This window comes from Rhodococcus sp. D-6 (assembly GCF_040256695.1).
GTDB classification, from domain to species: Bacteria; Actinomycetota; Actinomycetes; order Mycobacteriales; family Mycobacteriaceae; genus Rhodococcus; species Rhodococcus pyridinivorans.
Genome location: NZ_CP132970.1, coordinates 3,787,969 through 3,811,982, shown reverse-complemented (window position 1 = coordinate 3,811,982; position 24,014 = coordinate 3,787,969). Strand labels below are relative to the sequence as shown.

At 63.6% G+C, this 24,014-nt stretch carries 20 protein-coding genes and 2 pseudogenes; 15 read left to right on the top strand and 7 right to left on the bottom strand.

Annotated elements, in window-relative coordinates; genetic code table 11:
- Position 1: 1 nt before the first annotated feature.
- The gene (locus RBB84_RS17730; protein ID WP_006552209.1) at positions 2-1,120 is read right to left on the bottom strand and encodes an acyl-CoA dehydrogenase family protein; all 1,119 of its coding nucleotides are present in this window, start codon (positions 1,118-1,120) and stop codon (positions 2-4) included.
- Between the two features lie 50 nt (positions 1,121-1,170).
- Complete coding sequence (locus RBB84_RS17725; RefSeq protein ID WP_064256496.1) at positions 1,171-2,262, bottom strand: CaiB/BaiF CoA-transferase family protein; 1,092 nt, start codon at positions 2,260-2,262, stop codon at positions 1,171-1,173.
- A gap of 207 nt (positions 2,263-2,469) precedes the next feature.
- Here RBB84_RS17725 and RBB84_RS17720 point away from each other — a divergent pair, with 207 nt between their 5' ends.
- Complete coding sequence (locus RBB84_RS17720) at positions 2,470-3,945, top strand: aldehyde dehydrogenase (NADP(+)) (protein WP_064256497.1); 1,476 nt, start codon at positions 2,470-2,472, stop codon at positions 3,943-3,945.
- Positions 3,946-4,276: 331 nt separating this feature from the next.
- On the opposite strand, the gene RBB84_RS17715 is transcribed toward RBB84_RS17720, so the two are convergent.
- Positions 4,277-5,464, bottom strand: coding sequence for a LysR substrate-binding domain-containing protein (locus tag RBB84_RS17715; RefSeq protein WP_269454808.1), 1,188 nt, complete (start codon positions 5,462-5,464; stop codon positions 4,277-4,279).
- Between RBB84_RS17715 and RBB84_RS17710 the strand changes: the two genes are divergently transcribed.
- From RBB84_RS17710 to RBB84_RS17700, 3 genes are all read left to right on the top strand, one after another.
- Positions 5,463-5,870 carry a hypothetical protein gene (locus RBB84_RS17710; RefSeq protein ID WP_006553284.1) on the top strand — a complete coding sequence of 136 codons (408 nt, stop codon included), beginning with the start codon at positions 5,463-5,465 and terminating at the stop codon, positions 5,868-5,870. The two genes, RBB84_RS17715 and RBB84_RS17710, sit on opposite strands and share 2 nt — an antisense overlap.
- Positions 5,871-5,904: 34 nt before the next feature.
- On the top strand, positions 5,905-6,774 hold the full coding sequence (locus RBB84_RS17705; RefSeq protein ID WP_019288297.1) for an alpha/beta hydrolase: 870 nt from the start codon (positions 5,905-5,907) through the stop codon (positions 6,772-6,774).
- Positions 6,775-6,909: 135 nt separating this feature from the next.
- Positions 6,910-8,355, top strand: coding sequence for an NAD-dependent succinate-semialdehyde dehydrogenase (locus RBB84_RS17700; RefSeq protein ID WP_033097425.1), 1,446 nt, complete (start codon positions 6,910-6,912; stop codon positions 8,353-8,355).
- A 96-nt stretch (positions 8,356-8,451) separates the two neighbouring features.
- On the opposite strand, the gene RBB84_RS17695 is transcribed toward RBB84_RS17700, so the two are convergent.
- Positions 8,452-9,042: an MHYT domain-containing protein gene (locus RBB84_RS17695; protein ID WP_231912027.1), complete on the bottom strand. Its 591-nt coding sequence runs from the start codon at positions 9,040-9,042 to the stop codon at positions 8,452-8,454.
- A 690-nt stretch (positions 9,043-9,732) separates the two neighbouring features.
- Between RBB84_RS17695 and RBB84_RS17690 the strand changes: the two genes are divergently transcribed.
- From RBB84_RS17690 to RBB84_RS17680, 3 genes are all read left to right on the top strand, one after another.
- A complete protein-coding gene (locus RBB84_RS17690; protein ID WP_064256499.1) occupies positions 9,733-11,376 on the top strand; it encodes an NAD(P)/FAD-dependent oxidoreductase in 1,644 nt (547 codons plus the stop codon).
- A gap of 119 nt (positions 11,377-11,495) precedes the next feature.
- Complete coding sequence (locus RBB84_RS17685) at positions 11,496-12,557, top strand: alpha/beta fold hydrolase (protein ID WP_024102233.1); 1,062 nt, start codon at positions 11,496-11,498, stop codon at positions 12,555-12,557.
- A gap of 437 nt (positions 12,558-12,994) precedes the next feature.
- A complete protein-coding gene (locus RBB84_RS17680) occupies positions 12,995-14,749 on the top strand; it encodes a helix-turn-helix domain-containing protein (RefSeq protein ID WP_064256500.1) in 1,755 nt (584 codons plus the stop codon).
- A gap of 327 nt (positions 14,750-15,076) precedes the next feature.
- On the opposite strand, the gene RBB84_RS17675 is transcribed toward RBB84_RS17680, so the two are convergent.
- Positions 15,077-16,258 (bottom strand): serine hydrolase domain-containing protein, encoded by a 1,182-nt coding sequence (locus RBB84_RS17675; RefSeq protein WP_064256501.1) that lies wholly within the window; start codon positions 16,256-16,258, stop codon positions 15,077-15,079.
- A 242-nt stretch (positions 16,259-16,500) separates the two neighbouring features.
- On the opposite strand from RBB84_RS17675, the gene RBB84_RS17670 reads away from it, so the two are divergent.
- On the top strand, positions 16,501-17,397 hold the full coding sequence (locus tag RBB84_RS17670) for an alpha/beta hydrolase fold domain-containing protein (protein ID WP_006553292.1): 897 nt from the start codon (positions 16,501-16,503) through the stop codon (positions 17,395-17,397).
- 14 nt (positions 17,398-17,411) lie between these two features.
- The gene (locus RBB84_RS17665) at positions 17,412-18,500 is read left to right on the top strand and encodes a helix-turn-helix domain-containing protein (protein ID WP_064256502.1); all 1,089 of its coding nucleotides are present in this window, start codon (positions 17,412-17,414) and stop codon (positions 18,498-18,500) included.
- A gap of 114 nt (positions 18,501-18,614) precedes the next feature.
- Here the strand turns inward: RBB84_RS17665 and RBB84_RS17660 are convergent, their stop codons facing one another.
- Positions 18,615-18,842, bottom strand: coding sequence for a hypothetical protein (locus RBB84_RS17660; RefSeq protein WP_064256503.1), 228 nt, complete (start codon positions 18,840-18,842; stop codon positions 18,615-18,617).
- A gap of 583 nt (positions 18,843-19,425) precedes the next feature.
- On the opposite strand from RBB84_RS17660, the gene RBB84_RS17655 reads away from it, so the two are divergent.
- The 5 genes and pseudogenes from RBB84_RS17655 to RBB84_RS17635 all read left to right on the top strand — a co-directional run bounded on the left by RBB84_RS17655 (position 19,426) and on the right by RBB84_RS17635 (position 22,538).
- Positions 19,426-20,004, top strand: coding sequence for a TetR family transcriptional regulator (locus RBB84_RS17655; protein WP_231912029.1), 579 nt, complete (start codon positions 19,426-19,428; stop codon positions 20,002-20,004).
- A gap of 452 nt (positions 20,005-20,456) precedes the next feature.
- Positions 20,457-20,987 carry a MarR family transcriptional regulator gene (locus RBB84_RS17650; RefSeq protein ID WP_082921040.1) on the top strand — a complete coding sequence of 177 codons (531 nt, stop codon included), beginning with the start codon at positions 20,457-20,459 and terminating at the stop codon, positions 20,985-20,987.
- Between the two features lie 74 nt (positions 20,988-21,061).
- Entirely contained in the window at positions 21,062-21,373 is a 312-nt protein-coding gene (locus tag RBB84_RS17645) for a DUF5313 family protein (protein ID WP_231912030.1), read from the top strand.
- 194 nt (positions 21,374-21,567) lie between these two features.
- Positions 21,568-22,182 (top strand): annotated as a pseudogene (locus RBB84_RS17640) (ParA family protein); the annotation flags it as partial.
- Positions 22,182-22,538: a hypothetical protein gene (locus RBB84_RS17635; protein WP_350246346.1), complete on the top strand. Its 357-nt coding sequence runs from the start codon at positions 22,182-22,184 to the stop codon at positions 22,536-22,538. The pseudogene RBB84_RS17640 and the gene RBB84_RS17635, both read left to right, overlap by 1 nt.
- A gap of 213 nt (positions 22,539-22,751) precedes the next feature.
- On the opposite strand, the gene RBB84_RS17630 is transcribed toward RBB84_RS17635, so the two are convergent.
- Positions 22,752-23,525 carry a 3-carboxyethylcatechol 2,3-dioxygenase gene (locus tag RBB84_RS17630; protein WP_231912106.1) on the bottom strand — a complete coding sequence of 258 codons (774 nt, stop codon included), beginning with the start codon at positions 23,523-23,525 and terminating at the stop codon, positions 22,752-22,754.
- Between RBB84_RS17630 and RBB84_RS17625 the strand changes: the two are divergent.
- A pseudogene (locus RBB84_RS17625) lies at positions 23,467-23,820 on the top strand (glutathione-dependent formaldehyde dehydrogenase); the annotation flags it as partial. The gene RBB84_RS17630 and the pseudogene RBB84_RS17625 sit on opposite strands and share 59 nt — an antisense overlap.
- Positions 23,821-24,014 lie beyond the last annotated feature (194 nt).

The following is a 24,014-nucleotide window of genomic DNA, read 5'->3' as shown; positions in this document are numbered from 1 at the left end:
CCTACTTTCCGTATACCGACTTGGCGATGATGAGTCGCTGGATCTGGTTGGTGCCCTCATAGATCTGGGTGATCTTGGCGTCGCGCATCATCCGCTCGACCGGATAATCACGGACATAGCCGTATCCGCCGTGCAGTTGGAGCGCATCGGTGGTCACCGACATGGCGGTGTCGCTGCACAGCAGCTTCGCCATGGCCGCCTTCGTCCGTCCCGCCGGTTCCCCGTCGTCGATGAGACGGGCTGCGTCGTACAGCAGCGTGCGGGCCGACTCGATCTTGACGGCCATATCGGCGACCATGCCGCGCAGAAGCTGGAAGCGGGAGATGGACTGGCCGAACTGCTCGCGGTCGGTCGTGTACGACACGGCGGCATCGAATGCGCCCTGTGCGATGCCGAGAGCCTGCGCGGCGATGAGTGCCCGGCTGACGTTCAGTTCCTCGGAGATGTACGCGAACCCCTGGTAGGGGTCGTTGACGACCCGGACGGCGGGCAGTCGGCACTCGTCGAAGTTCACGTCGGTCGTGGGGCTGCCGCGCATACCCATCTTCTTTTCGGGAGCGCCGAAACTGACGCCGGCGTCGTCCTTGTGCACCATGAAGATGCCGAGTGACTTCTCTCCGGTCTTCGCCAGCACGGCGTACCAGTCGGCCCACGGCGCATTGCTGATGAACCGCTTCTGACCGTTGAGGATCCAGTCGGACCCATCCTGGGTTGCGGTCGTTGCGATCGCCGACAGGTCCGAGCCCACGCGCGGCTCGGTCATGCACCATGCGGCGCCGGCGGCGCCCGATGCGACGTTCGGTACCACCAGTTGCTTGAGTTCGTCGGAGCCTTGACGGAGCACGGTGGAGGTGCCGGCCCAGTTGACCAGCATGACCAGTGCCGTGCTTGCACAGGACGCTGCGACTTCTTCTACAGCGATGACCTGGGCGAGCAGGTCGGCTCCACTGCCGCCGAGGCTCTCGGGGTAGGCGAGTCCGGGCAGGTCGTTGCTGCGCAGGGCTGCCCAGGATTCCGAGGGGAATCGTTCCTTGTCGTCCACATCGGCGGCGTGCGGTGCGATCTTGGTCTGCGCGAGTTTGCGGACGCTCTCGCGGAATTCGCGATACTCGATACTCATGAATTACTCCTGGTCTGTGTGGGGAAGGTGATGATTCGGAAGTTCGACGGTCACAGTGGGGGCCAGCTCAGACCCGTCACGGACGAGGGGATACCGGCTGCGGCCGCCCGGTGGGCGAGGTCTTCGGCGACACCGGCACGGCGCAGCACTTCCTCGGTCTTGACGTGGGTGTCGGTGGCGCGCCGTGTCGGGCCGTCGGAGAACACCGGGACCACGGGGACCGAATCCAGTGCGAAGTCCGGGTCCCGGGCCACGATCTGATCGAAGGTGGCGAGTTCGTGCGGTTCGAGTACCGGTGTCACGCAGGCATCGACATCGGCGAACACTGTGGTCCACTCCGCCATCGTCTTCGTCTCGAATGCTGTGGTCAGTGACTTTTCGATGTGGTCCCAGGTGGACTCGTCGAAATGGTTCGGAACGGCACCGAGGTCGAGGGTGGTCCACAACCGTTCGAAGAAGGCGGTCTCGAGGGCCCCGACTGCGACGTAGCGATCGTCGGAGCAGCGGTAGCACCGATAGAACGGCATCGATCCGGTCAGTACGCCGTGTCCACGTCCGGGCAGCGTCGGCGTCTGCCAATCGACGAAGTTCATTCCCATCATCGACAGCACGCCGTCGACCATGGCGGCATCGATGTACCGGCCTTTGCCTGTACGCGTGCGGTCGTAGAGGGCGGACATGATGCCGAATGCCGACAGCAATCCGCCGCCTGCGAAGTCGGCGACCAGGTTCAGCGGCAGTGTCGGCGGGTGATCCGAGGGGCCGAAGGTCCCGAGGGCACCGGCGATGGCCAGGTAGTTGATGTCGTGCCCGGCGCGCTGCGCCATGGGCCCGTTCTGGCCGTAGCCCGTCACGCTGCAGTAGACGAGTCCGGGATTGAGGGCCGACAGTTCCGTGTAACCGGCGCCCAGCTTGTCTGCCACTCCGGGGCGGAATCCTTCCATGAAGACGTCGGCTTCCGAAACGAGGGTGTGCAGGGCGTCGAGGCCGTCGGCGGTCTTGAGATCGAGCGAGATGAATTCCTTGCCTCGCGACAGCGCGGGCACCGGAAGCCCGGAACGACCACCACCGATTGCGATCACTTCTGCGCCGAGGTCCGCGAGCAGCATGCTCGCGTACGGTCCGGGCGCCAGACGTGTCATATCCAGTACCCGAACCCCCGCGAGTGGTCCTGTCGTTGCGGTCATCGTCGTCCTCCAAAGTCATCCGGTATCTCGTGTGATGCCCATCCTGGAGGCGGTGACTGCACTCACACCATCTCCATGTGGAGATGTCGCATCACATCGGTTCTCCCGCACACTGAGATCCACACACTCAGCACGGAATGCTCCGAATTCGACAGGACAGCAATGGAAACCACTGCGACAGACACTCTTCTCGACACCTCCGCGCAGGATTACGAGCGGATTCTCGACGCCGCCGAGGCCGCCGCGGCGCCTCTTGCTCGTACGGACCTGCACGAGCGAGCGCACCTTCTGCGGTCGGTGGCCGATGCGCTCGACGCCACAGCGTCGGAACTGGTGCCGCTGGCGGCCGCCGACAGTTCACTGCCCGAGCCGCGCCTGCGCGGCGAAGTCACGCGGACGACGACGCAGCTGCGGATGTTCGCCGAGGTCGTCGAGGAGGGCTCCTGGCTGGAAGCGATCATCGACACGGCCGATCCGGATGCGCACCCTGCTCCGCGTCCCGATCTGCGTCGGATGCTCGTACCCACCGGACCTGTCGCAGTGTTCGGTGCGAGCAACTTTCCGTTCGCATTCGGACTCGGCGGCGGAGACACTGCTTCGGCATTGGCTGCCGGCTGCCCCGTCGTGGCCAAAGCCCACCCTGCTCAGCCGCGATTGACCGCCGCTTATGCGCGGGCGATCGACGAGGGACTGCGGGCGGGCGGCGCCCCGGACGGCACCTTCGGGGTTGTGCAGGGCGCCGAGATCGGACGTCAGCTCGTCCAGGATCGGCGTATCACCGCCGTCGGGTTCACCGGCTCGACATCGGGTGGCCGTGCGCTGGCCGATCTGGCAGCCGGTCGCCCGGATCCCATCCCGTTCTACGGTGAGCTCGGCAGCACCAATCCGGTGTTCGTGACACCTGCGGCCGCCGAGGACCGGTCGGGCAAGATCGCCGGCGAGTTCCTCGAATCGTTGCTGCTCGGTGCGGGTCAGTTCTGCACCAAGCCGGGGCTGCTGTTCGTTCCCGAGCAGAGTTCGATCGAGTGGCTCGTTCGAACCGCGGTCGCCGATGATTCGTTCCGTCTGCTGCACGCAGGGATCAGGCAGTCGTTTCTCGAGGTGTCCCAGCAGATCCTCGACCATCCCGAGGTCCGGCCGGTGGCAGTGCCCGAGCAGAGTGGTCTGGACGATCTGTCGGTGCGCCCGGTCATCGGCGTGACCGACGCTCGGGCACTGCGTCGAAACCCTCAGGACCTGCTCGAAGAATGCTTCGGTCCGTTCGGGCTGATCGTGACCTACACATCGATCGAGGAGCTGTACGCGGCGATGGCTGTCCTGCCGGGCACGTTGACAGCGACCGTCCACGGAACCGATGACGATCCCGATGCTGCGGGACTGCTCGGTGCGCTTGCGCGCCGTGCGGGGCGCGTGATCTGGAATGGATGGCCCACCGGTGTGGCCGTGGGTTGGGCTCAGCACCACGGTGGTCCCTACCCGGCCACCAACTCGGTACACACCTCCGTCGGAGCGACCGCGATTCGGCGGTTCCTGCGTCCGGTCGCCTACCAGTCGGTGCCCGAAGCGAACCTGCCGTCCGCTCTCGTCGATGCGAACCCGTGGGGTATCCCCCGCCGGGTGAACGGCCGGCTGTCGTAGGGCCATCGCTGCTCGCGATGTCGCCTCGGTTCGGACTGGGTGCGCAGAGGACTGCGTCTGTTGCGTGGCTCCGGACCGGGTTTGCATGTGGCGTTGTGTCACACGACCTTCCGGAGCAGCGCGGGTAGTCACGCCCAGGTGTGCTGCACAACCAACGACACGGCGGTCTCCGGAGGGAGGCCGCCGTGTCGTTGGTTGTCTGCAACAGGTCCACGTCGGCTCGGGAAAGACCGTGACCGTTCGTGACGTCGAGCGGTACTCGCACGCTGAGCAATGGGTTCGGTAAGAAGGCACCAGTGATCGGAACGCTGATTCGAGGGGCCAGGAGAAGTCAGCCTGTCGTGCGGTGGGCACCTTCGGTGATCGAGTTGTGAGGCCGGGTGGACCATGCTCCGGGCACGGTGTGGAGCGAGGCCACAGCGCGTGCTGTGTCGATGAAATCCTGTACGGGTTTGGACGCGACATCCGTGCGCCAGGCGATGGACAGCGCCGTGGGAGGGATGTCGGTCACCGGCACGAATGCCAGGCTCGGTCTGCTGTAGAAGCGTTGCGTCGATGCTTGTGAGAATGCCACGCCGCGCTCGGCGAGGATCGCTTCGAAGCATTCGTCGACGGTGGCGACGTCTGCGCCGACCCGCACCGGTTCGCCTTGGCGCGATTCTGTGGCCAGCCAGTAGTTTCGCCAGTTCTCGGGGGCTTTGCGTGCGACGAAGAACTCGTTGGTGACCTGTTCGACGCTCACCTCGGGCAACTGGGCGAGCGGATGATTCGCGGACACGACCATCACCCGGGGTTCGACGAACAGGGCTTCCATGCCCAGCCAGTCCTGCATCAACAGCGGGGGCCGGACGAAGGCGACATCGGAGGATCCGTCGGCCAACCCGACATACGGGTCGGAGAAATCGTAGGAATGCATCTGCACCTGGATGCCCGGATGCAGCGACTGGAACGTACTGAGAATGTGCGGTGTGAGCTCGGCAGCTGCGTTGCCTTGAAAGCCGATGACCAACTTGCGGGTACTGACGCCGTGGGCGGCTTCGCGGGTGAGGTTGACGGCTCGTTCGGCGTTCGCCAGCAACCGGCGGCTTTCGTCGAGCAGGATCTGGCCGGCAGGGGTCAGTTCGACATGCCTGCTGCTGCGCAGCAGCAGCACCGCGCCGAGGTTCTGCTCGAGTTTGCGGATCTGCACGCTCAATGAGGGCTGAGCGATGTGCAGACGGGCGGCTGCGCGCCCGAAGTGCAGCTCGTCCGCAACTGCCACAAAATAGGACAGAAGTCGCAGGTCGAGCTGGGGTTGCATGTTTCCGAAGATAGCCAACACCACCCCGGGAGACCAGTAGTCATTGCCTATCGATCCGGGCCGGATAGGTATTGGACGCACCCGGCGGACACGAGGTGTGATGGCTGTCATGGCCGACACGGCATCCAGGAGGCCAGCACTTTCCGGATTCGGGTCGGCATACCGGAGCGAGTGCTCGCACTCGGCCTCGCTGTCTCCCTCATCGAAGGAATCCCACATGACCGTCACTACGCGTGCCCTCGACACGGCCGACTGGGCTGCCTCGTTCACCGAGGCGAACAACACCGACCCCGAGATCCAGGCACACGGCAAGTACTTCACCTGCTCGTACCTGCTCGACATGACCGACCACACGTTCGTCATCCAGATGAGCCGCGGCAACGTGGTGGACATCGCGATCGACCCCGGTCCGCTGGATGTGCCGTACCAGTTCGCGCTGCGTGCCAGCGCTGAGACCTGGCGCAACTTCGGCGTCCCGGTGCCCGCCCCGATGTACCACGGCATCTGGGCCGCGAGCTTCCAGCGCGACATGAAGCTCGAAGGCGACATCCTGGTGCTGATGCAGAACCTGCGGTGCATCACCCGCCAGATCGAACTCCTGCGCACCGTCGGCGTCCCGGTCTGATCCTCCCACCCCCTTTGAGCCGTAAGGAACACTGATGAGCAAGATTTCCCCGGTCACCGGCCACTACGTCGACGTCGACGTCGACGGACTGCTGTACAAGGTCTTCTACCTCGAGAACGGCACCGGCCAGCCGCTGGTGTGCCAGCACACCGCCGGCTGCCACAACCACCAGTGGCGCGGTCTGCTCGAAGACGAGGAGATCACCGCCAACTACCGTGTCATCGCCTACGACCTGCCGCGGCACGGCAAGTCCGATCCGCCGGAGAACACCGAATGGTGGACCGAGGAGTACCAGCTTTCCGCGGACCACTTCGCCAATTTCATCGTGGCGTTGTGCGACGCGCTCGAACTCGAGAACCCGATCTTCATGGGATCCTCGTTCGGTGGGAACATCGCCCTGCAGCTTGCGCTTCGGCACCCTGACCGCTTCGCCGGCGTCATCCCTGTCGAGGGTGCGGACTATTCGCCGGGCTTCTACCTCGACTGGTGGCAGCACCCCCACGCCAACGCGGCACAGGTCTGCGCGAGCGGCGTGTGGGACCTGATGGCACCTCAGTCGCCGGAGGCGGATCGCTGGAAGACCTGGTTCTACTACAGCCAGGGTTCCGAGTCCTTCCGCGGTGACCTGCACTTCTACTCGGTCGATCACGACCTGCGCGGAAAGCTCGCGGACATCGACGGTGACCGGTGCCCGGTTGTGATGCTGACCGGTGACTACGACTACCTCACCACCCCCGAGGACAGCGCCCGGACCGCGGCGCAGATCCCGAACGCCGAGTTCATCGAGATGAAGGAGATCGGCCACTTCCCGATGAGCGAAAACCACACTGTCTTCCGTGGATATCTCATCCGGGCACTCGAAACCCTCCAGGACAAGGCACGCAAGTCCATCACCACCAGCTAGTACCCGCTCGCCCGCTCGGGTGTGGCCACCGAACGCGCGTGGCTACACCCGAGCGACCTGCATCGGCCTCGGCTCCCGGTTCGGGTGCCGACTGGTCGGGCGTGGCGATGAACCTTCACACACTCGGCAGGAGCTATGACCCACACTCTCCCCGCGGGCGTCCCCACCCAACTCTGGGTCGGTGGAGAACTCGTCGATTCGTCTACCGGCACCACTTTCCCCGTAGAGGACCCCGCGACCGGTGCCGTGATTGCGCATGTCGCCGATGCCGCGCCCGAGGATGGACGCCGAGCTCTCGAACACGCCACTGCTGTGCAGGGGGACTGGGCGCGGACTCCCTCGCGTCGACGTGCCGAAATACTGCGCACCGCATTCGAACTCATCCACCAGCGGGCAGACGACCTCGCGCGCACCATCACTCTCGAGATGGGTAAACCGCTCCACGAGGCGTATGCGGAGATCGAATACGGCGCATCATTCCTGCACTGGTTTGCCGAGGAAGCGAACCGAATCAGCGGGCGAGTCTCGCCGTCCCCCTCGGGAACCGGCACCATCGTCGTCACCAGAGAACCGGTCGGGCCGGTACTGGCCATCACCCCCTGGAACTTTCCGTTGGCCATGGCCACGCGCAAGATCGGTCCAGCATTGGCGGCCGGATGTTCGATCATCGTCAAACCAGCGGCCGAAACGCCTTTGACGATGCTGCTCGTCGGTCAGATTTTCGCCGATGCGGGTCTGCCCGAGGGTGTGCTGTCGATTCTGCCGACCTCCGATGCTGCAGCGCTGACCGCACCACTGATCAGCAGCGCTGATCTGCGCAAGATCACGTTCACCGGATCCACCGGTGTCGGCAAGATGCTGGTTCGTCAATCAGCGGATCGGCTCCTGCGGATGTCGATGGAACTCGGAGGCAATGCCCCCTTCCTCGTGTTCGATGACGCTGATGTCGATGCAGCGGTCGACGGCGCGATGGCTGCAAAATTCCGCAACGGCGGCCAAGCATGTACAGCAGCCAACCGATTCCACGTCGCACGTAGCGTCGCAGAAGAGTTCAGCGAGAAGTTCACGGCACGCATCGGTGCCTTGCGCACCGGACACGGTCTCGACGCAGGAACCGATATCGGACCGCTGATCACCGCGAAGCAGTGCGCCACCGTCGATGCTCTGGTCGAAGACGCCGTCGCGAAGGGTGCGCGTATCCGCATCGGCGGTGGCCGTCCTGACGGGCCGGGAACGTTCTATTCCCCCACCGTTCTCGACGGCGTGAGTCCCGACGCGCGTCTGCTGCGTGAGGAGATTTTCGGCCCGGTAGCCGCGATCACCACCTTCGATACGGAGGACGAAGCGATCGCGGCGGCGAACAACACCGAATACGGCCTCGCTGCGTACTTCTACACCCAGAATCTCGACCGAGCGTCCCGAGTCGCCAACGCACTCGAGACCGGCATGGTCGGAATCAACCGAGGCATCATCGCCGACGCGGCCGCGCCCTTCGGAGGGGTGAAGGAGTCCGGCTTCGGCCGCGAAGGATCGGTCGAAGGTATCGACGAGTATCTCGCCACCAAGTACATCGCACACTGATCACCAGTGGCAGCATCCAGACCGGCGAATGCCCCTGCCCTCAACAAACACTCGTGCGCCGGGGGCTGGTGAAGGACCCGCCGAACGGTGGGTCCTTCACCAGAGAGGTGGTTGCCGCACTCGTTCGTGTGGCACTACCTGCACATCACCCTTGCGAAGGGGGTCGGCAGGTCGACGCGGAACGTCTCGACGGGTGTCGAGTTCAGCTGTGGCCTCCTGCCCTCGGTCACCGGGGTAGGGGACGGCATCATTGATCTCCGCGCTCCACGTGGCGATCGCTTCGTCGACCTCGGTGTCGGCACTCTGACGAGCGAGCACCAATGCGACGAGCGGCGCCGCCAGTATGGTCGTGCCGAGAATGTATGCCTGAAGCATCGAATCGAGGAGCGTCACGCCCTCCGGCGTGGTGGCGGTCGAGTCCAAGGACGCGTGAAATCCAGCCATGCCGCAGTAGTGCATCAGGCTCACCGCGAAGCCCATCATGGCGATGAAGTGGGTCATCCGGATCCCGACACCGCTGATGGACAAGGCTGCCATCACCAACCAGCGCCAGCATGTCGGACCGAGTGGGGTGGTAGCGGCTCGGCGAGCGCAGGACAGGCCGACGAAGGACCCGGCGATCGAGGTGCCGTAGGCGAGAAAGAGCGCCCACAGTCCCAGATCGAGATGGTGCATTTCGTGTGACATCAGTGTTCCTTACCAAGGCACGCTCGAGCACCTGCGCCGGCGGTGATGCGCCGAACCGTTCGGGCAGGACTGCGATCTCGGCCCTCCGAGCAGCGACAGACTGTTCGTTTTGCATGATCATGCGTACTCTGAACAGGTTTATTCGGTCTCGTGGCCATGATTCGGTGAATTTCCCTTTCATTCGGGTAGTCGGGAAGCTGTGGTTCGTCCCGTCTTCGTGGCGGCTACCGGGGGATGAGGGATCAGGCGATGGCAATTCGAATTGCAGCTACCAGAACAGAGTTCGGATTCTGTGGCATCCAACGGTCGCGGTTGGAAGGCCGGAATGTGTCGGATCGCCGACTGTGTGCTCATATCGGTGCGGCGGCGACCCGAATCGAGATGGCGATCGCGGCGGTGTCGAGCATGCGGCAAGATGGGTCCGGAACTGGACTGGTGGTAGAAATCATTGCGTAACAGTATATTCCGGATATACTGCAGGCCTCTTTGCCGAAGGTTGCCCACCGCGTCGTCGAAAACATCCCCCGAGTTGTAAATCGGTTCTGCTGGGGTGCTGGCGGTGCGAGAGGCGCCGGACTCGGTGATATCCGTGTCTGCGAAGCCGGGAAGTGTCCGAAGATGGGACAGCCGAGTGAGGCGCACATCACGATGATGGCTTCCACGTGACCTGAACTACAGAAAGGCTAGGACATGTCGCCTCACTTTTCCTCTGCGGTCGGACTTGCTGATACCGAGGTGTCACTCGAGCTGGACGCGTTGATCATCGGTGCGGGAGTCGCCGGCCTGTATCAGCTGCATCAGCTTCGCGAGCTGGGGCTGCGGGTGCGCGCCTTCGATACCGCCTCCGACGTCGGCGGCACCTGGTACTGGAATCGTTATCCGGGTGCTCGATTCGATTCGGAGGCCTACATCTACCAGTACCTGTTTTCCGATGAGCTGTACAAGAACTGGAGCTGGAGTCAGCGTTTCCCCGGCCAACCCGAGATCGAGCAGTGGTTGCATTATGTGACCGACAGTCTCGATCTGCGTCGCGACATCCAATTCTCGACGACGATCACCAGTGCGCATTACGTCGAGGACTCGAAGCGATGGATCGTGCGCACCGATCGCGGGGACACGATTGCCACCCAGTTCCTGATCACCTGCGCCGGCATGCTGTCGGCACCGATGTCGTCGGTGTTCGAGGGTCAGGAAAGCTTCGCCGGCCCGATCTTCCACACCTCTCGATGGCCGAAGGAGGGCGCCGATGTCGCGGGCAAGAAAGTTGCAGTGATCGGTGTCGGCGCCACCGGGATCCAGGTCATCCAGACCATCGCCGACAAGGTCGAACATCTGAAGGTGTTCATCCGTACACCGCAGTACGCCCTGCCGATGAAGAATCCGTCCTACGACGACCGGGATGTTGCCGCGTACAAGGAGCGCTTCGAGGAACTTCGCGCGACGTTGCCGCATACGTTCAGTGGCTTCGAATACGACTTCGAGCATGCATGGGTCGACCTGACTCCCGAGCAACGGCGGGAAAGGCTCGAAGAGATCTATGACAACGGTTCACTCAAGCTCTGGCTCGCTTCTTTCGCGGAGGTGTTCTCCGATGAAGAGGTCAGTGAGCAGGTGTCCGAGTTCGTGCGAGAGAAGATGCGTGCGCGACTGAAGGATCCGAAGCTGTGTGAACTGTTGATTCCGACCGACTACGGCTTCGGTACACACCGGGTACCGCTGGAAACCAATTATCTCGAGGTCTACCACCGTCCGAATGTCGAAGCAGTGGGGGTGCGCACCAATCCGATCAGCCGAATCGTCCCGGAAGGGATCCTGTTGGACGACGGCACGCTGCACGAAGTCGACGTCATCATCCTGGCCACGGGATTCGATGCGGGATCCGGCGCGCTGACACGAATCGACATCCGTGGACGTGAGGACCGATCGCTCACGAGCGACTGGTCGCGTGACATCCGCACGACGATGGGCCTGATGGTGCACGGCTATCCCAACATGCTGACCACCGGTGCCCCACTCGCCCCCTCCGCGGCTCTGTGCAACATGACCACCTGTCTGCAGCAACAGACCGAATGGATCACCGAATGCATCCGGCACATGCGTGAGCACGGGTACACCGTCATCGAACCGACCGTCGAGGGTGAGGGCGAATGGGTCGCCCACCACGACGAAACCGCGAATGCCACGCTGATCTCGAAGACCAATTCCTGGTACAACGGCGCGAACGTTCCCGGAAAACCTCGCCGCGTGCTGTCCTACACCGGCGGGGTCGGCACCTATCGAGAACTCACTCTCGCGGCCGCCGCGGCCGGCTACAAGGGATTCCAGCTGAGCTGACCTTCTCGGATATCCGACCCCTGCGGTCGACCACTGCTCGTCTCACCGCGGCGTACGCACATGTCATCGGGTGAGCACGCGCTGCTACCGCTTTCTCATAGCTCAGGAGGACGATCTCGATGATCGACAACCCGTACTACACGCACGACTTCCACGGTGATTACGACCTGATCGGCATCGGAGCCCTCGACCTCGAGGAGGGTGGCTCGATCCCGGACTGCCGGCTCGCAGTGGCAACGTTCGGAACGCTGAACGAAGCCAAGGACAACGCAATCCTCATCCCCACCTGGTACTCGGGGACCCACCAGATCTGGCGCGACGCATACATCGGTCCTGACCATGCTCTCGACCCGAGCAAGTATTTCATCGTCTGCGTGGATCAGATCGGCAACGGTCTGTCGACGTCTCCCCACAACGCCACCGGCGTCAACGCAGAGATCGCCATGTCGAACTTCCCTCGTGTTCGGATCGGGGACAATGTCGTGGCCCAGGAGCGGCTGCTCCGGGAGCATTTCGGTATCGAACGCCTCGCGTTGGTGACGGGAGGCTCCATGGGAGCTCAACAGACCTACGAATGGGCGGTGAGGTTCCCCGACAAGGTTCTGCGCGCCGCACCGATTGCCGGTACGGCACGCAACACTCCCGGTGATTTCTTGATCGCGGAGATCATGCGCGAAGCGATCCTGTCGGATCCGGGCTGGAACGGCGGCGAATACACCTCGCATACGCAGGTCGTCGACGGCCTCACCAGGCAGGCTCACATCTGGGGAGTGCTCGGATTCTCGACCGAGTTCTGGAAGCAAGAAGTATGGCGAGCAATGGAGTTCGAATCCCTGGACGCGTTCCTGACCGGATTCCTCGAGCCCTACTTCACGGCGATGGATCCCAACGCACTCCTCACTCAATCCTGGGCCTGGCAACGCGGCGACGTCTCTCGGCATACCGGGGGAGACCTGGCCGCTGCACTCGGACGGATCACCGCCAAGACCTTCGTGATTCCCATCGATGAAGACCAGTTGTTCCCGGTCCGCGACTGTGCTGCCGAGCAGGAACTGATCAAGGGCAGTGAACTGCGCGTGGTCGAAGATGTGCTCGGGCATTTGGGCCTGTTCGCTGTCGCTCCGACCTACATGCCGCAGATCGACCGCCACCTTGCGGATCTTCTCGCGATCGAGGTCTGAAGCGGTGCCGCCACGACAACGGTCCACGTGGGCGGGACGGTAGTGAGTGTGCCCGCCGGCGGTCGTGGCGGCAGAGAACATCGAGATTCTTGCGCGGTTGCCGGCGATGTCGACCTCTATGCGTAGGGCGGGGCAGGTGATGGAACGGGCTCGGCTTCCCCTGCGGGGTGAAGCCGAGCCCGGTGATCCGGTCGCCGTCGACGACCTGACGTCAGTCTCCTGATGGTGGTGTGCACCCCGGATCGCGGCAGTCGGTGGTCCGAGGAGTAGGCGCGGTGCGGACCGCGAGTGCCGATCTCCGGCCGGCGGGGTGGCCGTACCCGCCCCGCTACTGCCGTTGGAGACGGCAGATCGATGTCCTATTCTGGGACATCCACAGAATGTGACGTGCGGCACATTGAGGGGGATGGCAGTACTGCGACCTGCAAGGAAATGTGATGGACAGTGATAACCGCCGGCGCCGCGTGACCACCGCCCGGCATCTCCATGACCTCGCCGGTTCCCCCTCCGAGGACGTCTCGCCCCTCATCGCGCAGTCATGGCGACGCTCACGTCAGGCGGGTGTCATCCCGGACGGCTCGCACCTTCCACAGCTACAGTACGTCGAAGACCTCGATCTTCGCCGACGACTGGTGCGATGCGCCCTGCCGATCCTCGATCGGCTCCATGACGACCTGTCCGACATGTCCCTCAGTGTCGCGTTGAGTGACGAGCATGCGCGTGTGCTGGTCCGGCGGGACAATGATCCCGTCCTCGCCGCGAAGCTGGACAAGGTGTACTTCGCTCCCGGGTTCACCTACGCCGAAGAGCTCGTCGGTACCAATGGAGTGGGCACAGCCCTCGAGACCGGGATGGCCGTCTACGTCGACGGCGCTCAGCACTATCACGAATCGATCCAGTATTTCACCTGTGCCGGCGCGCCCATTCACAACCCCACCACCGGCCGTGTCGAAGGACTGATCGACATCACAGGCTTGACCCACACATCGAACCCGTTGATGCGCCAGCTCGCCCTTGGAGCGGCTCGTGATATCGAGTCGGCTCTTCGCGCCACGGGATCGATCAAGCAACAGCTCGTGCTCGGCGAGTTCCTCGTCGCCTGTCGGCGCCGGCAGACGGCGGTGTACTCACTCAGTTGCGGTGTTTTCATGTCGAACGAGATCGGCTCGCGCCTTCTCGACCCGATCGACGAGGCTTTTCTCCGCGAGGAAGCACAGTCGATGCTCGATCCGTCACGAGTTGCCCAGTTCGACCTGCGCCTTCCGTCCGGAGGTAGCATCACCGTCAAGCGCACTCTCGTCGAACATGGCGGCGACATCGCCGGCATCGTCTTCGAAGTCGAGGCGACATCGTGTCCCACGAAGATCATGCAACCCCGGCGCACGGTTCCCGTGTTTCCGGGGGTGGCGGGGTCTTCGCTCCAATGGAACCGGTGTCGAGGGGAGTTGACGTCCCTCGCCGCGACAGATGCCAACGTGATCCTCAAAGGTGAACCAGGAAGCGGCAAACTCACTCTCGTTCGGGGCATGCACCTGTACAAGAATCCGCAGGCCCCGATTGTCGTCGTGGATTGCTCTGCTGAAAAGTCCGCTCACGAGGAATTGCGCACTGCGCTCGACTCCGCGGCGACCACGATCGTCCTTCGTCGCATCGACCGACTCGACGCGAGCACCGATGAGCTCTTTGCCGACCTCATATCCGCCGACCAGCACCGATACCCCGCTCGGTGGATCGTCGCGACCACATCCACTGATGGGGACGCACTTCAGGATTCTGCTCTCGCCGAGCATTTCATCGCCACCGTCGAGGTCCTCGCATTGCGTCATCACCCCGATGACATCCCGGACATCATCCGAATGCACCTTGCACCTCACCGCGAAACCGCTTTCAGCGACGACACGATGCGAACCCTGAAGAAGTACCACTGGCCCGGCAACGTCCGTGAACTGGTCGGCACTCTCAATCACGTACTTCGCGCCAAGCCCGCGGGAACGATCGCAGTAGCTGATCTGCCTCCAGCGCTCAGCTCCGCGCCTCGCCGGACGATGACGGCAATGGAAAGAGTCGAGCGCGATGCCATAGTGGCTGCGCTACGGGACAGCGGTGGCAATCGTGTCGCCGCCGCGAAATTGCTGGGGATCGCAAGGTCGTCTCTCTACCGCAAGATCGACACGTTCGGCATCCACGTGTGATCGCGCAGAATGCGTGATCCGAGAGTCGTCCTATGGCCTTGCGTGCGGTAGCGGTGACTGTCGGAAGGTGCGGCCCTCGCGGCAAGCCCGTGGGAGACGACGGTGTTCGCGCTCGACCTGTTGCACCCAGACCTCGAACAGCGTGGCAACACCACACCGCTGCGGGTGTTTCGACACCCGCAGCGGTGTGGTGTCCGTGCGTCGGGTGGGGATTTCACCCGAGCTCGTTGATGTCGTCGTGTGGCTGTTCGGCGAGCGCGCCGGTTACGCGAGCGGTCAACGGATCGAGGTCGATGTCCGGTGCCGCGGCCCGGGATGGAACCGGGGTCAGGAAAGGGCTCGGTAGACGGCGGTCTCCATGTCGAGGTAACCACCGAGCGAGCTGGGGTCGGCGAACGGGAAGATCTGCGTCGCCCAGTAGCCTCCGATCTTGTTGTGCCGGTCGATCCAGTAGTAGAGGTTGGCCAGGCCTGCCCAGGCGAGAGAGCCTGCGGGACGGCCCGTGGGTGCTTCGGTTTCGTTGGTCATGAACGTGTAGCACCAGCCCTTGCGCTGGCCAGGGAAGAACTCGGCGTCGTTCGACAGAGACCTGATGACACCCGGAAGCATCTTCACGGTCAGGTCGCCGAGGTCGTTTCTGGTCGCCCACTCGACGGTGTCGGGGCGGAGGATGACGGTGCCGTCGTCTGCCTCGCCGTCGTTGAGCCACATCCGGATGAAGGCGAGGTAGTCACCGACGGTGGAGAACAGTCCGTGCCCACCCATGTCGACCTCGGGCGGGGTGGGGATGACGAAATCGGTGGCCTGGAGTCCGTCGTCGGTGCGCTGGTGCATGGTCGCCAGACGCGCGCGCATGTCGTCGGACGGAGTGAAGGACGTCGATGTCATGCCGAGGGGGTCGAGGACTCGTGTCTTCAGCGCCTCGCCGAGGCGGGTGCCGACGATGCCTTCGATCACCTGGCCTGCCCAGTCGATATTCGAGCCGTACTCCCACTGGGTGCCGGGATCGAACAGCAGCGGTGTCTCGAGCGCGTCCTTGGTGGCGGTGACGATGCTGGGCTGACCGTGGTTCTCGGCGAGGCGGTTGTACGTCTCGTTGAAGAAGTCGTATCCGAAGCCGGCGGTGTGCAGCAGTAGTTGGCGGGTCGTGATGTCGGTCTTCGGTGCTCGCAGCATCGGCTCACCGTTCGAGTCGAAGCCCTCGATGACCTGGAGTTCGCCGATCGCGGGCGCGTACTCCTCGGCCGGGGAATCCAGGTCGAGATCACCGGATTCCACGAGTTGCAGCGCCACGGTGCCGGTGAGGGCTTTGGTGGTCGAGAAGATGCTGAAGACGGTGTCATCGGTCATCGGTTGATCGTTGTCGACAGACCGTACCCCAGCGGACTCGATGAACAGGGTTTCCTGGTTGTTCGTCATGCCCGCTACTACTCCGGGCACGGCACCGCTGTTCACCGTGGTGTGGATGACTTCGCGGGCTGAGTCGACGACGCGTTGGGTATCGGACATGGGGGTTGTTCCTCTCGTTCGGTCGACAGTGACGCTGCTCCAAGTTTCACAAGAGTGTGATGGGTGTCTCAACCGACGCAGCGGCGCAGTTTCGCTCTGTTTCCCCGCCGAATGGCGGGTCCCTCGGTCGAGCGGCCGCCGTATCCTCGATGCGAGTCTTCGAGGAGGTGACGATGGCCCGAGCCGTGCCCCGTCCACCATTCGATGCCGAACTCAAGGCGGGATTGGCTGTGGTAGGCGGTATGTTCCCTCCGACCATCACTGCGGACCTGATCGAGTTCATGCGTACGTCCTATGCGTCCCCTCCGATGGACGAGGAATTCGACCGCCGACGGATCGCGGTGAACGACGTGACCTTCCCCGGGGGTGATGGCGCTGCCGTCAACGCTGCGGTGCTTCGTTCCCGGGACTTCAGCGGGCCCCGTCCTGCGGTGCTGTACGCGCACTCCGGAGGATTGATGTTCGGAGACATGTTCAGCGGCCTGGACCTGGTGCTGGACTGGGTGACCGAACTGGGGGCGGTTCTTGTCACGGTCGAATATCGTTTGGCCCCTGAGTATCCCGACCCCTACCCGCGTGAGGACATGTATGCCGCCCTGGAGTGGTTGGCTGCGCATGTCACCGATCTGGACGTGCGGGCGGACCGGATCCTGGTCGCAGGTGCCAGCTCCGGTGGCGGACTGGCAGCCGGTCTCGCGCTGGCTGCGCGGGACCGCGGTGGTCCCCGGTTGTGTGGGCAGGTGCTCGACTATCCGATGCTCGACGACCGGTGCACGACCGCTTCGATCGAGCAGTTCGACGGTATCGGTGTGTGGGACCGGATCAGCAACGAAACCGGCTGGACCGCCCTGCTGGGTGAGCAGCGGGGCACCGACCTTGTCTCGCCGTATGCAGCCCCGGCCCGCGCGCAGAATCTGCGCGGATTGCCGCCGGCCTTCATCGACGTCGGTGCGGCCGAGATCTTCCGGGACGAGGCGATCGACTATGCCAACAGGATCTGGCAAGCCGGTGGCGATGCCGAGTTGCACGTATGGTCCGGCGCCTTTCACGCGTGCGACATTTTCGCCCCGCACACCAGCGTGGGCCGGTCCATGATCCGGACCCGCAACACCTGGGTCGAGAAAATCCTTGCGGACTGAGGGCAGGAACGAATATGCAAGAGCTACTCGGACGGATCGCCCGCCTCGATCCCAGCGCCAGTTTGGGTCTGCGTGTCATCGCGTGCTTCGACGAGTTGATCGTCGGCAACGTCAACACCCGTGCCCTGCTCGCAACCGCTGCCGCGCTGGCCGGTTGTACTGCAGGGTTCCGGCAGAGCGTCCCGCCGCGGACTCTACGAGTCACTCCGAAAGGAGAAGCAGTGCAGGGTCAATCGCCGACAGATCCTTCGAATCTGCACGTGACGTCGGAGGACGGCATCGACGTCTGGCTCGAACGCGACGGTGCTGCTGGGCCGAACGACGCACTCATCCTCGAGCGCTTGGCACTGGCTGTGCGGATCCGGAACGGGCGTGGAGCCCGGGAGATCGACAATCGCCGCCACCTCGGCATACTCACCGGTCGCGAGAGCATTCCCGACGAGCGCTTGACCGCGGCGAGTGCGCTCGGATTGTCGGCAACGGGCCTGTATCGCCTCGTTGTGGCACCGCTGTTCGCGGTGTGGCGCAATCATCCCGCCGGCCCGGAGGACGTGATCGCCACCCCGTTCGGTCCGGTCCACGCCATCGTTGTGCCGGAGCGGTACCCGCCGTTCGGCGCTTCGCCGTGCGGTATCGGAACAGCCACGCCGCCGGACTCGTTGGATCGGTCGTTCCGGACCGCGATGGTCGCTCTGCGCCTGTGCCGAACCCCGAAGGAACCCCAGGTTGTGGCCGACTCCTACGGGGGTCTGATCGAACTGCTTGCCGACGCCGATGAGCACGCTCCGCACAGCGACGCCGACCGTGTCGAGGCCATCGCACACTACGCCTGGGGGATGGAGACGATCGATGCCGTCGTCGCTGCGCAGTCCGTTCGGGAAGCGGCGCGACTGCTCAACATCCACCACAGCACGCTTCAGAGCAGGATCGATACCATCACTGCGACACTCGGTTTCAACCCGTTCGAGGGATTCGGGCGCAGCCGGCTCGGGGCAGCGTTCCTGCTGCATCGCCTGCGTACGTCGACGGTCCTCGACCTGCCGGCGGCTGCGGCACCCGGCAATGTCGCCGTGCTCGGTCCTGCTCGCCGCGCGACGGTATGAGGCCGTCGACGCTTCATGATGTGGTCTCGGTCATCTCGGTGCCGGTTCGGTGCGTTGGCGTGTCGGTGATCGCCGGAAGCGGCACAGCATTGTGCGGGTGATGTCCCTGCGACGTCAGCTCCGGGCGGCGGAGCCGTCTTCATCCCAGTCGGGCAGGGCCGGCACTCGGGTGGCGAGGGCGGTATCGGCGACGATCAGCACGACTGCGATTGCGCGAGCCAGAGGCCGGATTACGAGGCTGGAAATCATCAGAGAACGGCCTTCCTTGGTCGTATGTCGTTCGGTGGAGCCGAGGCGTCCCGTCGGGAGAACGGGTCTGCCGATCGCGATCAGACCTGCCATCTACGTGCCGGAGGTGATCGTCCGGGCGGTTCAGCTCGGACGACAGCAGCGGTAATCAAGTATTCAACTATAATTATGCTACCCGGTTCCGAAAATCAAGTCGATCATGCCACGCGCCGAACGAGCAGTCGGACTCCCGAATCGGTCTCTGTGAGCGGCACTGCCCTCGTTCGTGGGAAAGCGTAAAGAGGATTCCGATAAGGGAGAGCGCTCCGACGGTGGGAGCGATCGGCGTACCGGCTGTCCCGCAAGCAAACACCGACGAACGGCATCGATGGGACATGGCGGGCCCTTCAATCGAACGGATAGGACACAACCCGCCCTACACGGGTCGGTGTGGAAGTTCCCGGATGCCCTGCCCGTTGGAGGGGGCAGGCAGGGCATCCGGGACGGGGTCGGTTCACCGACCGGGAACCACGGTCCGCCTACAGGGGGGGTGACGGATCGTGGTGGTGTTGCAAGATCGTCTTTATCGGTCGCATCGCGCGTCGCCTATATTTACGGTACCGAGTACCCAAAATCAAGTCTCGGGTCGAAAAGAGGGGGGAATGCGATGGCTACCGGCAGGCGTGGACGTCCTCAGGTGTCGTCTCGTGCGCAGGTCGAGGTCGCCGCGTTCGAACTGTTCCTCGAACGAGGCTATGCGGAGACGTCGATCATGGATATCGTTGCGGCCGCAGGGATCAGCAAGACCACCTTCTTCCGGTACTTCTCCAGCAAAGCGGCACTCGTGTGGTTTCCTTTCGAGGAAAGTACCCGCGACCTCCAGCGCTCCTTCGGCACGGTTGACGACGAGGTGCCGGTCATGGAGGCGATCCGGGTCGGGGTGATCGATACGGTAGCGGCCCGACTCGACGACGAGGGCGTCTGGACCGCCCAGATTCGGATCCTCGACGCCTCACCGGAATTGCAGGCCGAGGGTGCTCAACGGTGGTTGGTGTGGTCCGAGGTCGTCTCGACGTTCGTTGCGTCCCGTATCGGTACGCGTCCGGCGGCGGTGGTGCCGGCTGCTGTCGGGGGTGCGGTGCAGTCCGTGGTGCTCGCCGTCCTGCGCGAGGGAGTGAGGTCTCCCGCATCCCCCAGTGAGGTGTTGACCACTCTCGATAAGTCGTTGGCTTCGCTGGGGTACGGCCTGCAGAAGTGGATCGACGAACAACCTTGAAAGGAAGGCGCATCGGCCTCCTCTGCAGTGGCGGACCTACGTGCGAGATGTACCCGAGGTCCAGTGACGTGCGCATCATCGATGTACCGGATCGGTGCACCGCCGGTGGCGGTGGTGGTCTGCCCCCGGACGGGACCCACCGTATCCCGACCCGTCGCCGTCCGGAATGCCGGCCGTCGATCGTGAGGCGCCGCATCGTGCCGACCCGCAGGCCAGGCAGAGTTCGTCGCCGCTCGACCCAATGGGAACTGATGAAGTATCTGGCCGGTGATGCGCGTGGCGTCGCTGGGTTCGGTATTCGCGACACTTCGAGGGATCGGAGTGGGTGCGCAGGTGCGAGGCGCACTTGTTCGGATATCGAACTGCATCGCGGGTCGTGCCGGTGATGCACATCTCGAATATTGCTCGCACACGATTCGTTCGTGCACGACTGAGTCCGGTATGCTCGTCCTGTGACCATAGGTGACCTCGCTTCGATCGGGAACGACGACCTCCTGGCGTTGGACCGGCAGGTCTGCTTCGCGCTTGCCGTTGCCAACCGGGCCGTCCTGGCTGTCTACCGGCCTATCCTCGAGCCTCTAGGCCTCACTCACCCGCAATACCTGGTGATGTTGGCGCTGTGGGAGAAAGCTCCGATGTCGGTCAAGGCGATCGGCGAAGCGCTGGCTCTGGACTCGCCCACGCTCTCGCCTTTGTTGAAGCGCCTCGAAGCCTCACAGCTGATCACTCGCTCGCGCAGTCGTGTAGACGAACGTCAACTGGTCATCGATCTCACTGCCCAAGGTCGAGCCCTGCGGAACGAAGCCCAGAAAGTCCCGGTCGCCGTGGTCGAGAAGCTCGGTGTTTCGCCGGCGGAGCTCCAGGAGCTGCATCGGGCACTGACCCTTCTCAATGATGCTGCAGCACATGCAATAACCAGTTCGGATCGACGTCCGTCCCGAGATCCATCCGAGCCACCGGATACAACGAAGGGAACGCTGTGACGACCCCACTTCGCACACGACCTACCGTAATTCAGCGCCTGGCCTATGTGGTTGGCCGCCCCCTGCCTCCGCAGATGCAGGACTGGGTCCGTAACGACATCCTGGGGCCGGGCGGCGTGCGCCGCTATCTTCTCAGGTGGAATGTACCGGTCATCCCGCTGCTGCTGTTGTTCCTGCTGATCCCGGGACCGGTATGGATTCCCGTCTCCATGATGATGTTGCTGCTCTTGCCCTGGACGTACTTTTCTGTGGCGTTGATGAGCATCTGGCAACGTCATCGACTTCAGCAACACGGTCTCGATCCTGATCTGCTCGGTGCGAAGGCGCAGGCGCGTGCCTCGCGTGAACGCGAGGACTACGAACGTCGGTTCGGTCGCACAGCCTAGGCAATGTGCGCAACCCTGACGCGGAGTCAGGGTTGCGGACCGGCGCCTATCTCACCCATGTCGGCGGGTTGTCGGGCAGCAGGGCCATCCCCGGTGTAACCGGAGGGTGAGTGCGTACTGCATATGGCGGCGACAGTCGTCGTTCGGAGTAGCGGTGCTGCGCAAGCCGGGGAGAAGAAGATCAACTCGCCGGCGGTGACGATGACGATGTTCAGTCCCCGGTCGCCGCGATCTCCGTCGACCCCCAGGGCTCCGCAGTCTGGTGGGCCTCACGTGTCGAGGAACTGCCGTTTATGATCGACCAGGTCCACGACAACCTCGACGTGCTACGTAATCTCGACAAGTTGCCCGGCATCAAGCACGTCTATGTCGACACCCCGGGCTGGATCGACCTGTCCGGTGCCGACGACGGCACCGATGTCCTCGGCACCGGCAGTTCCGCCGACGCGTTGCGCGCGGTGCTCGAGGTCGCCGATCTGGTCATCGTTCCGATCGAACCCGAGCCGCTGTGTTTCGATCCCACCGCGCGCACGATCAAGCAGGTCATCGAACCGATCGGCAAGAAATTCATTGTCGTGGTGAACAATTGGGATCCCCGCGACGGCAAGGTCGACCTCGAACAGACCTGCGAGTTCGTCCAGGCCAACGGATGGTCCCTCGCCCGAACGGTGTTGCGGCACTACAAGGTCCACACCCGTGCCGCCGCCGAAGGCCGCGTCGTCACCGAATACGAAGCCAACCGCGTCTCGTTGCAGGCACGGGAGGATTTCTACAAGCTCAGCCTCGAGCTCGCGGACGGTGGTCGCTGATGCCGCCCAAGGGTGGGCGCGCGAACTTCGCCTCCCTCGTCGGAGCAGTCGGCGACAACTCCCCGGTCGACCGCAAGCGCACCCCGCACCCACAAAGACGAAGACGACGATCGAGCCTCTCGAAGGCCAACTGCTCGACGATGTTCCGGTCGATCAGCTCATCGCCAACCCCCGCAACCCGCGAGCCTGAGGCGCCGCAGCCGAAAGAACCTGCGAGCAAGCTCGAGCCGGTGGACAAGGTGGCTCAGGCACTCAAGCGCCTGGGAGCGGATCCGGATGTGCTGGCCGCGGCGGTGCGGAAGCACTTCACCGATGACGAGTGCCGCAAGCTCATCGATGCACTCGAGCTCCGGTAACTGCAATTCGAAATCAATAGCCTTATTTCGCAGTGGTGTTCATTGTTGAACCGTGTGTCGGGGGATGTACTCAGAACAAGGGCTCGGCATGGCAGAAAGCCCGCGAGCCTGCAGTAGTGCACTGCTTGATAACCGCGGCGGTGCGGTGATGGCCGCGCTCAGTCGGATTTGTCGAACAACGACAGGAACCTTTTCCGTGGGTGCAGGTGCCGGTCATTTCGTGTGGTTCGAGGAGAGGGTGAGGGCTGTCGTGATTGCGAATCCTGCTATCCACTCCGGGATTGCGCGGTAAAAGCTCGAGGTGACCTGGTAGGGGCCGTTGGCATGGAGCGCGGCGTAGGCGGCGATCCAGGTGCGCACCTCATGGGACGAGTGGCCGGCCTGCTCGACGAACCAGTCATTGGTCCACGTGTCGATTTGTTCGAGTTCTCCGGATGCCAGAATCTCGAGAAGATGCTGGTCCCAGTGGGGGTTCAACGGCTGAATGGTGGCGGTACCGGCAGCGAAGTCTCGACCGGCGGTGATGACGCGTTGTTCGCGGGCCTTGCGTTCGGCGTCGCTCGGATTGCGGCCGTCGATCAACCGTTCGCGCACCTGCTCAGGCGAGCTGGTGAACTGCGGAATCGGTGGGTCGTGGGAGAGCCCTCCGGATCCGACGAACAGGACGCGTTTGTCCAGTTTGTTGGCTGCTCGTCCGACAGCTTCGCCGAGCAGCCGAACTCGGCTGACGGGGCCGAGGGGTTCGGCGACGGAGTTGATGAAGATCGGCACGGTCGGTACTGCGATGATCGATCTGACGAGTAGTTGTAGAGCCTGGGCGAAACCGTGGTCGACGTGCATGCGTTCGGAGAACGCGGCGTCGATACCGCTATCGAGTACTTCGCGCGTAATAGTGCGGGCGGCGTCGCGGTCGACGTCGAGGGGGCCTGCGCTGGGGCGTAAGGCGATGGAGATGGCCGGGGTGGATCGACTCGATGCGCTGTACACCGCGATCGACGCCGTGCGGCGCGGTGGAACGATCTCGATCAGCGGGGTCTACGGCGGCATGAAGGATCCGCTGCCGATGATGACGATGTTCGACAAGCAGCTGCAGCTGCGTATGGGTCAGTGCAATGTGCGGCGGTGGACCGAGGATTTGCTGCCGCTGGTCGACGATCCCTCGGACCCGCTGGGGGTGCTCGACCTCGAGACGCACACGGCGCCGCTGGATGAGGCGCCGGCGATGTACGAGAAGTTCCAGAAGAAGAAAGACGGCTGCATCACGGTGGTCCTCAAGCCGTAGCCCCGGCCGGGCGGCGCGACTTCCCCGTGGGATCGGGCTCGGACGGTCATGCCTCGACCGTGGTCCGGTGGTCATGGGCGCAGTGCGCTATCCAGTGATGTGCTTGTGGTGACATGCGGACCGAACGGGCGGTACCGACGGTTCGCGAAGCACGACAGTGAATCCCTGGCTCTGCCGTCGAATGTCGGTGCCGC

Bases quoted from the DNA above. Each gene is read 5' to 3' on its own strand.
- RBB84_RS17730 (WP_006552209.1), bottom strand. From the start codon at position 1,120: ATGAGTATCGAGTATCGCGAATTCCGCGAGAGCGTCCGCAAACTCGCG.
- RBB84_RS17725 (WP_064256496.1), bottom strand. From the start codon at position 2,262: ATGACACGTCTGGCGCCCGGACCGTACGCGAGCATGCTGCTCGCGGAC.
- RBB84_RS17720 (WP_064256497.1), top strand. From the start codon at position 2,470: ATGGAAACCACTGCGACAGACACTCTTCTCGACACCTCCGCGCAGGAT.
- RBB84_RS17710 (WP_006553284.1), top strand. From the start codon at position 5,463: ATGACCGTCACTACGCGTGCCCTCGACACGGCCGACTGGGCTGCCTCG.
- RBB84_RS17715 (WP_269454808.1), bottom strand. From the start codon at position 5,464: ATGTGGGATTCCTTCGATGAGGGAGACAGCGAGGCCGAGTGCGAGCAC.
- RBB84_RS17705 (WP_019288297.1), top strand. From the start codon at position 5,905: ATGAGCAAGATTTCCCCGGTCACCGGCCACTACGTCGACGTCGACGTC.
- RBB84_RS17700 (WP_033097425.1), top strand. From the start codon at position 6,910: ATGACCCACACTCTCCCCGCGGGCGTCCCCACCCAACTCTGGGTCGGT.
- RBB84_RS17695 (WP_231912027.1), bottom strand. From the start codon at position 9,042: ATGTCACACGAAATGCACCATCTCGATCTGGGACTGTGGGCGCTCTTT.
- RBB84_RS17690 (WP_064256499.1), top strand. From the start codon at position 9,733: ATGTCGCCTCACTTTTCCTCTGCGGTCGGACTTGCTGATACCGAGGTG.
- RBB84_RS17685 (WP_024102233.1), top strand. From the start codon at position 11,496: ATGATCGACAACCCGTACTACACGCACGACTTCCACGGTGATTACGAC.
- RBB84_RS17680 (WP_064256500.1), top strand. From the start codon at position 12,995: ATGGACAGTGATAACCGCCGGCGCCGCGTGACCACCGCCCGGCATCTC.
- RBB84_RS17675 (WP_064256501.1), bottom strand. From the start codon at position 16,258: ATGTCCGATACCCAACGCGTCGTCGACTCAGCCCGCGAAGTCATCCAC.
- RBB84_RS17670 (WP_006553292.1), top strand. From the start codon at position 16,501: ATGTTCCCTCCGACCATCACTGCGGACCTGATCGAGTTCATGCGTACG.
- RBB84_RS17665 (WP_064256502.1), top strand. From the start codon at position 17,412: ATGCAAGAGCTACTCGGACGGATCGCCCGCCTCGATCCCAGCGCCAGT.
- RBB84_RS17660 (WP_064256503.1), bottom strand. From the start codon at position 18,842: ATGGCAGGTCTGATCGCGATCGGCAGACCCGTTCTCCCGACGGGACGC.
- RBB84_RS17645 (WP_231912030.1), top strand. From the start codon at position 21,062: ATGCAGGACTGGGTCCGTAACGACATCCTGGGGCCGGGCGGCGTGCGC.
- RBB84_RS17635 (WP_350246346.1), top strand. From the start codon at position 22,182: ATGCCGCCCAAGGGTGGGCGCGCGAACTTCGCCTCCCTCGTCGGAGCA.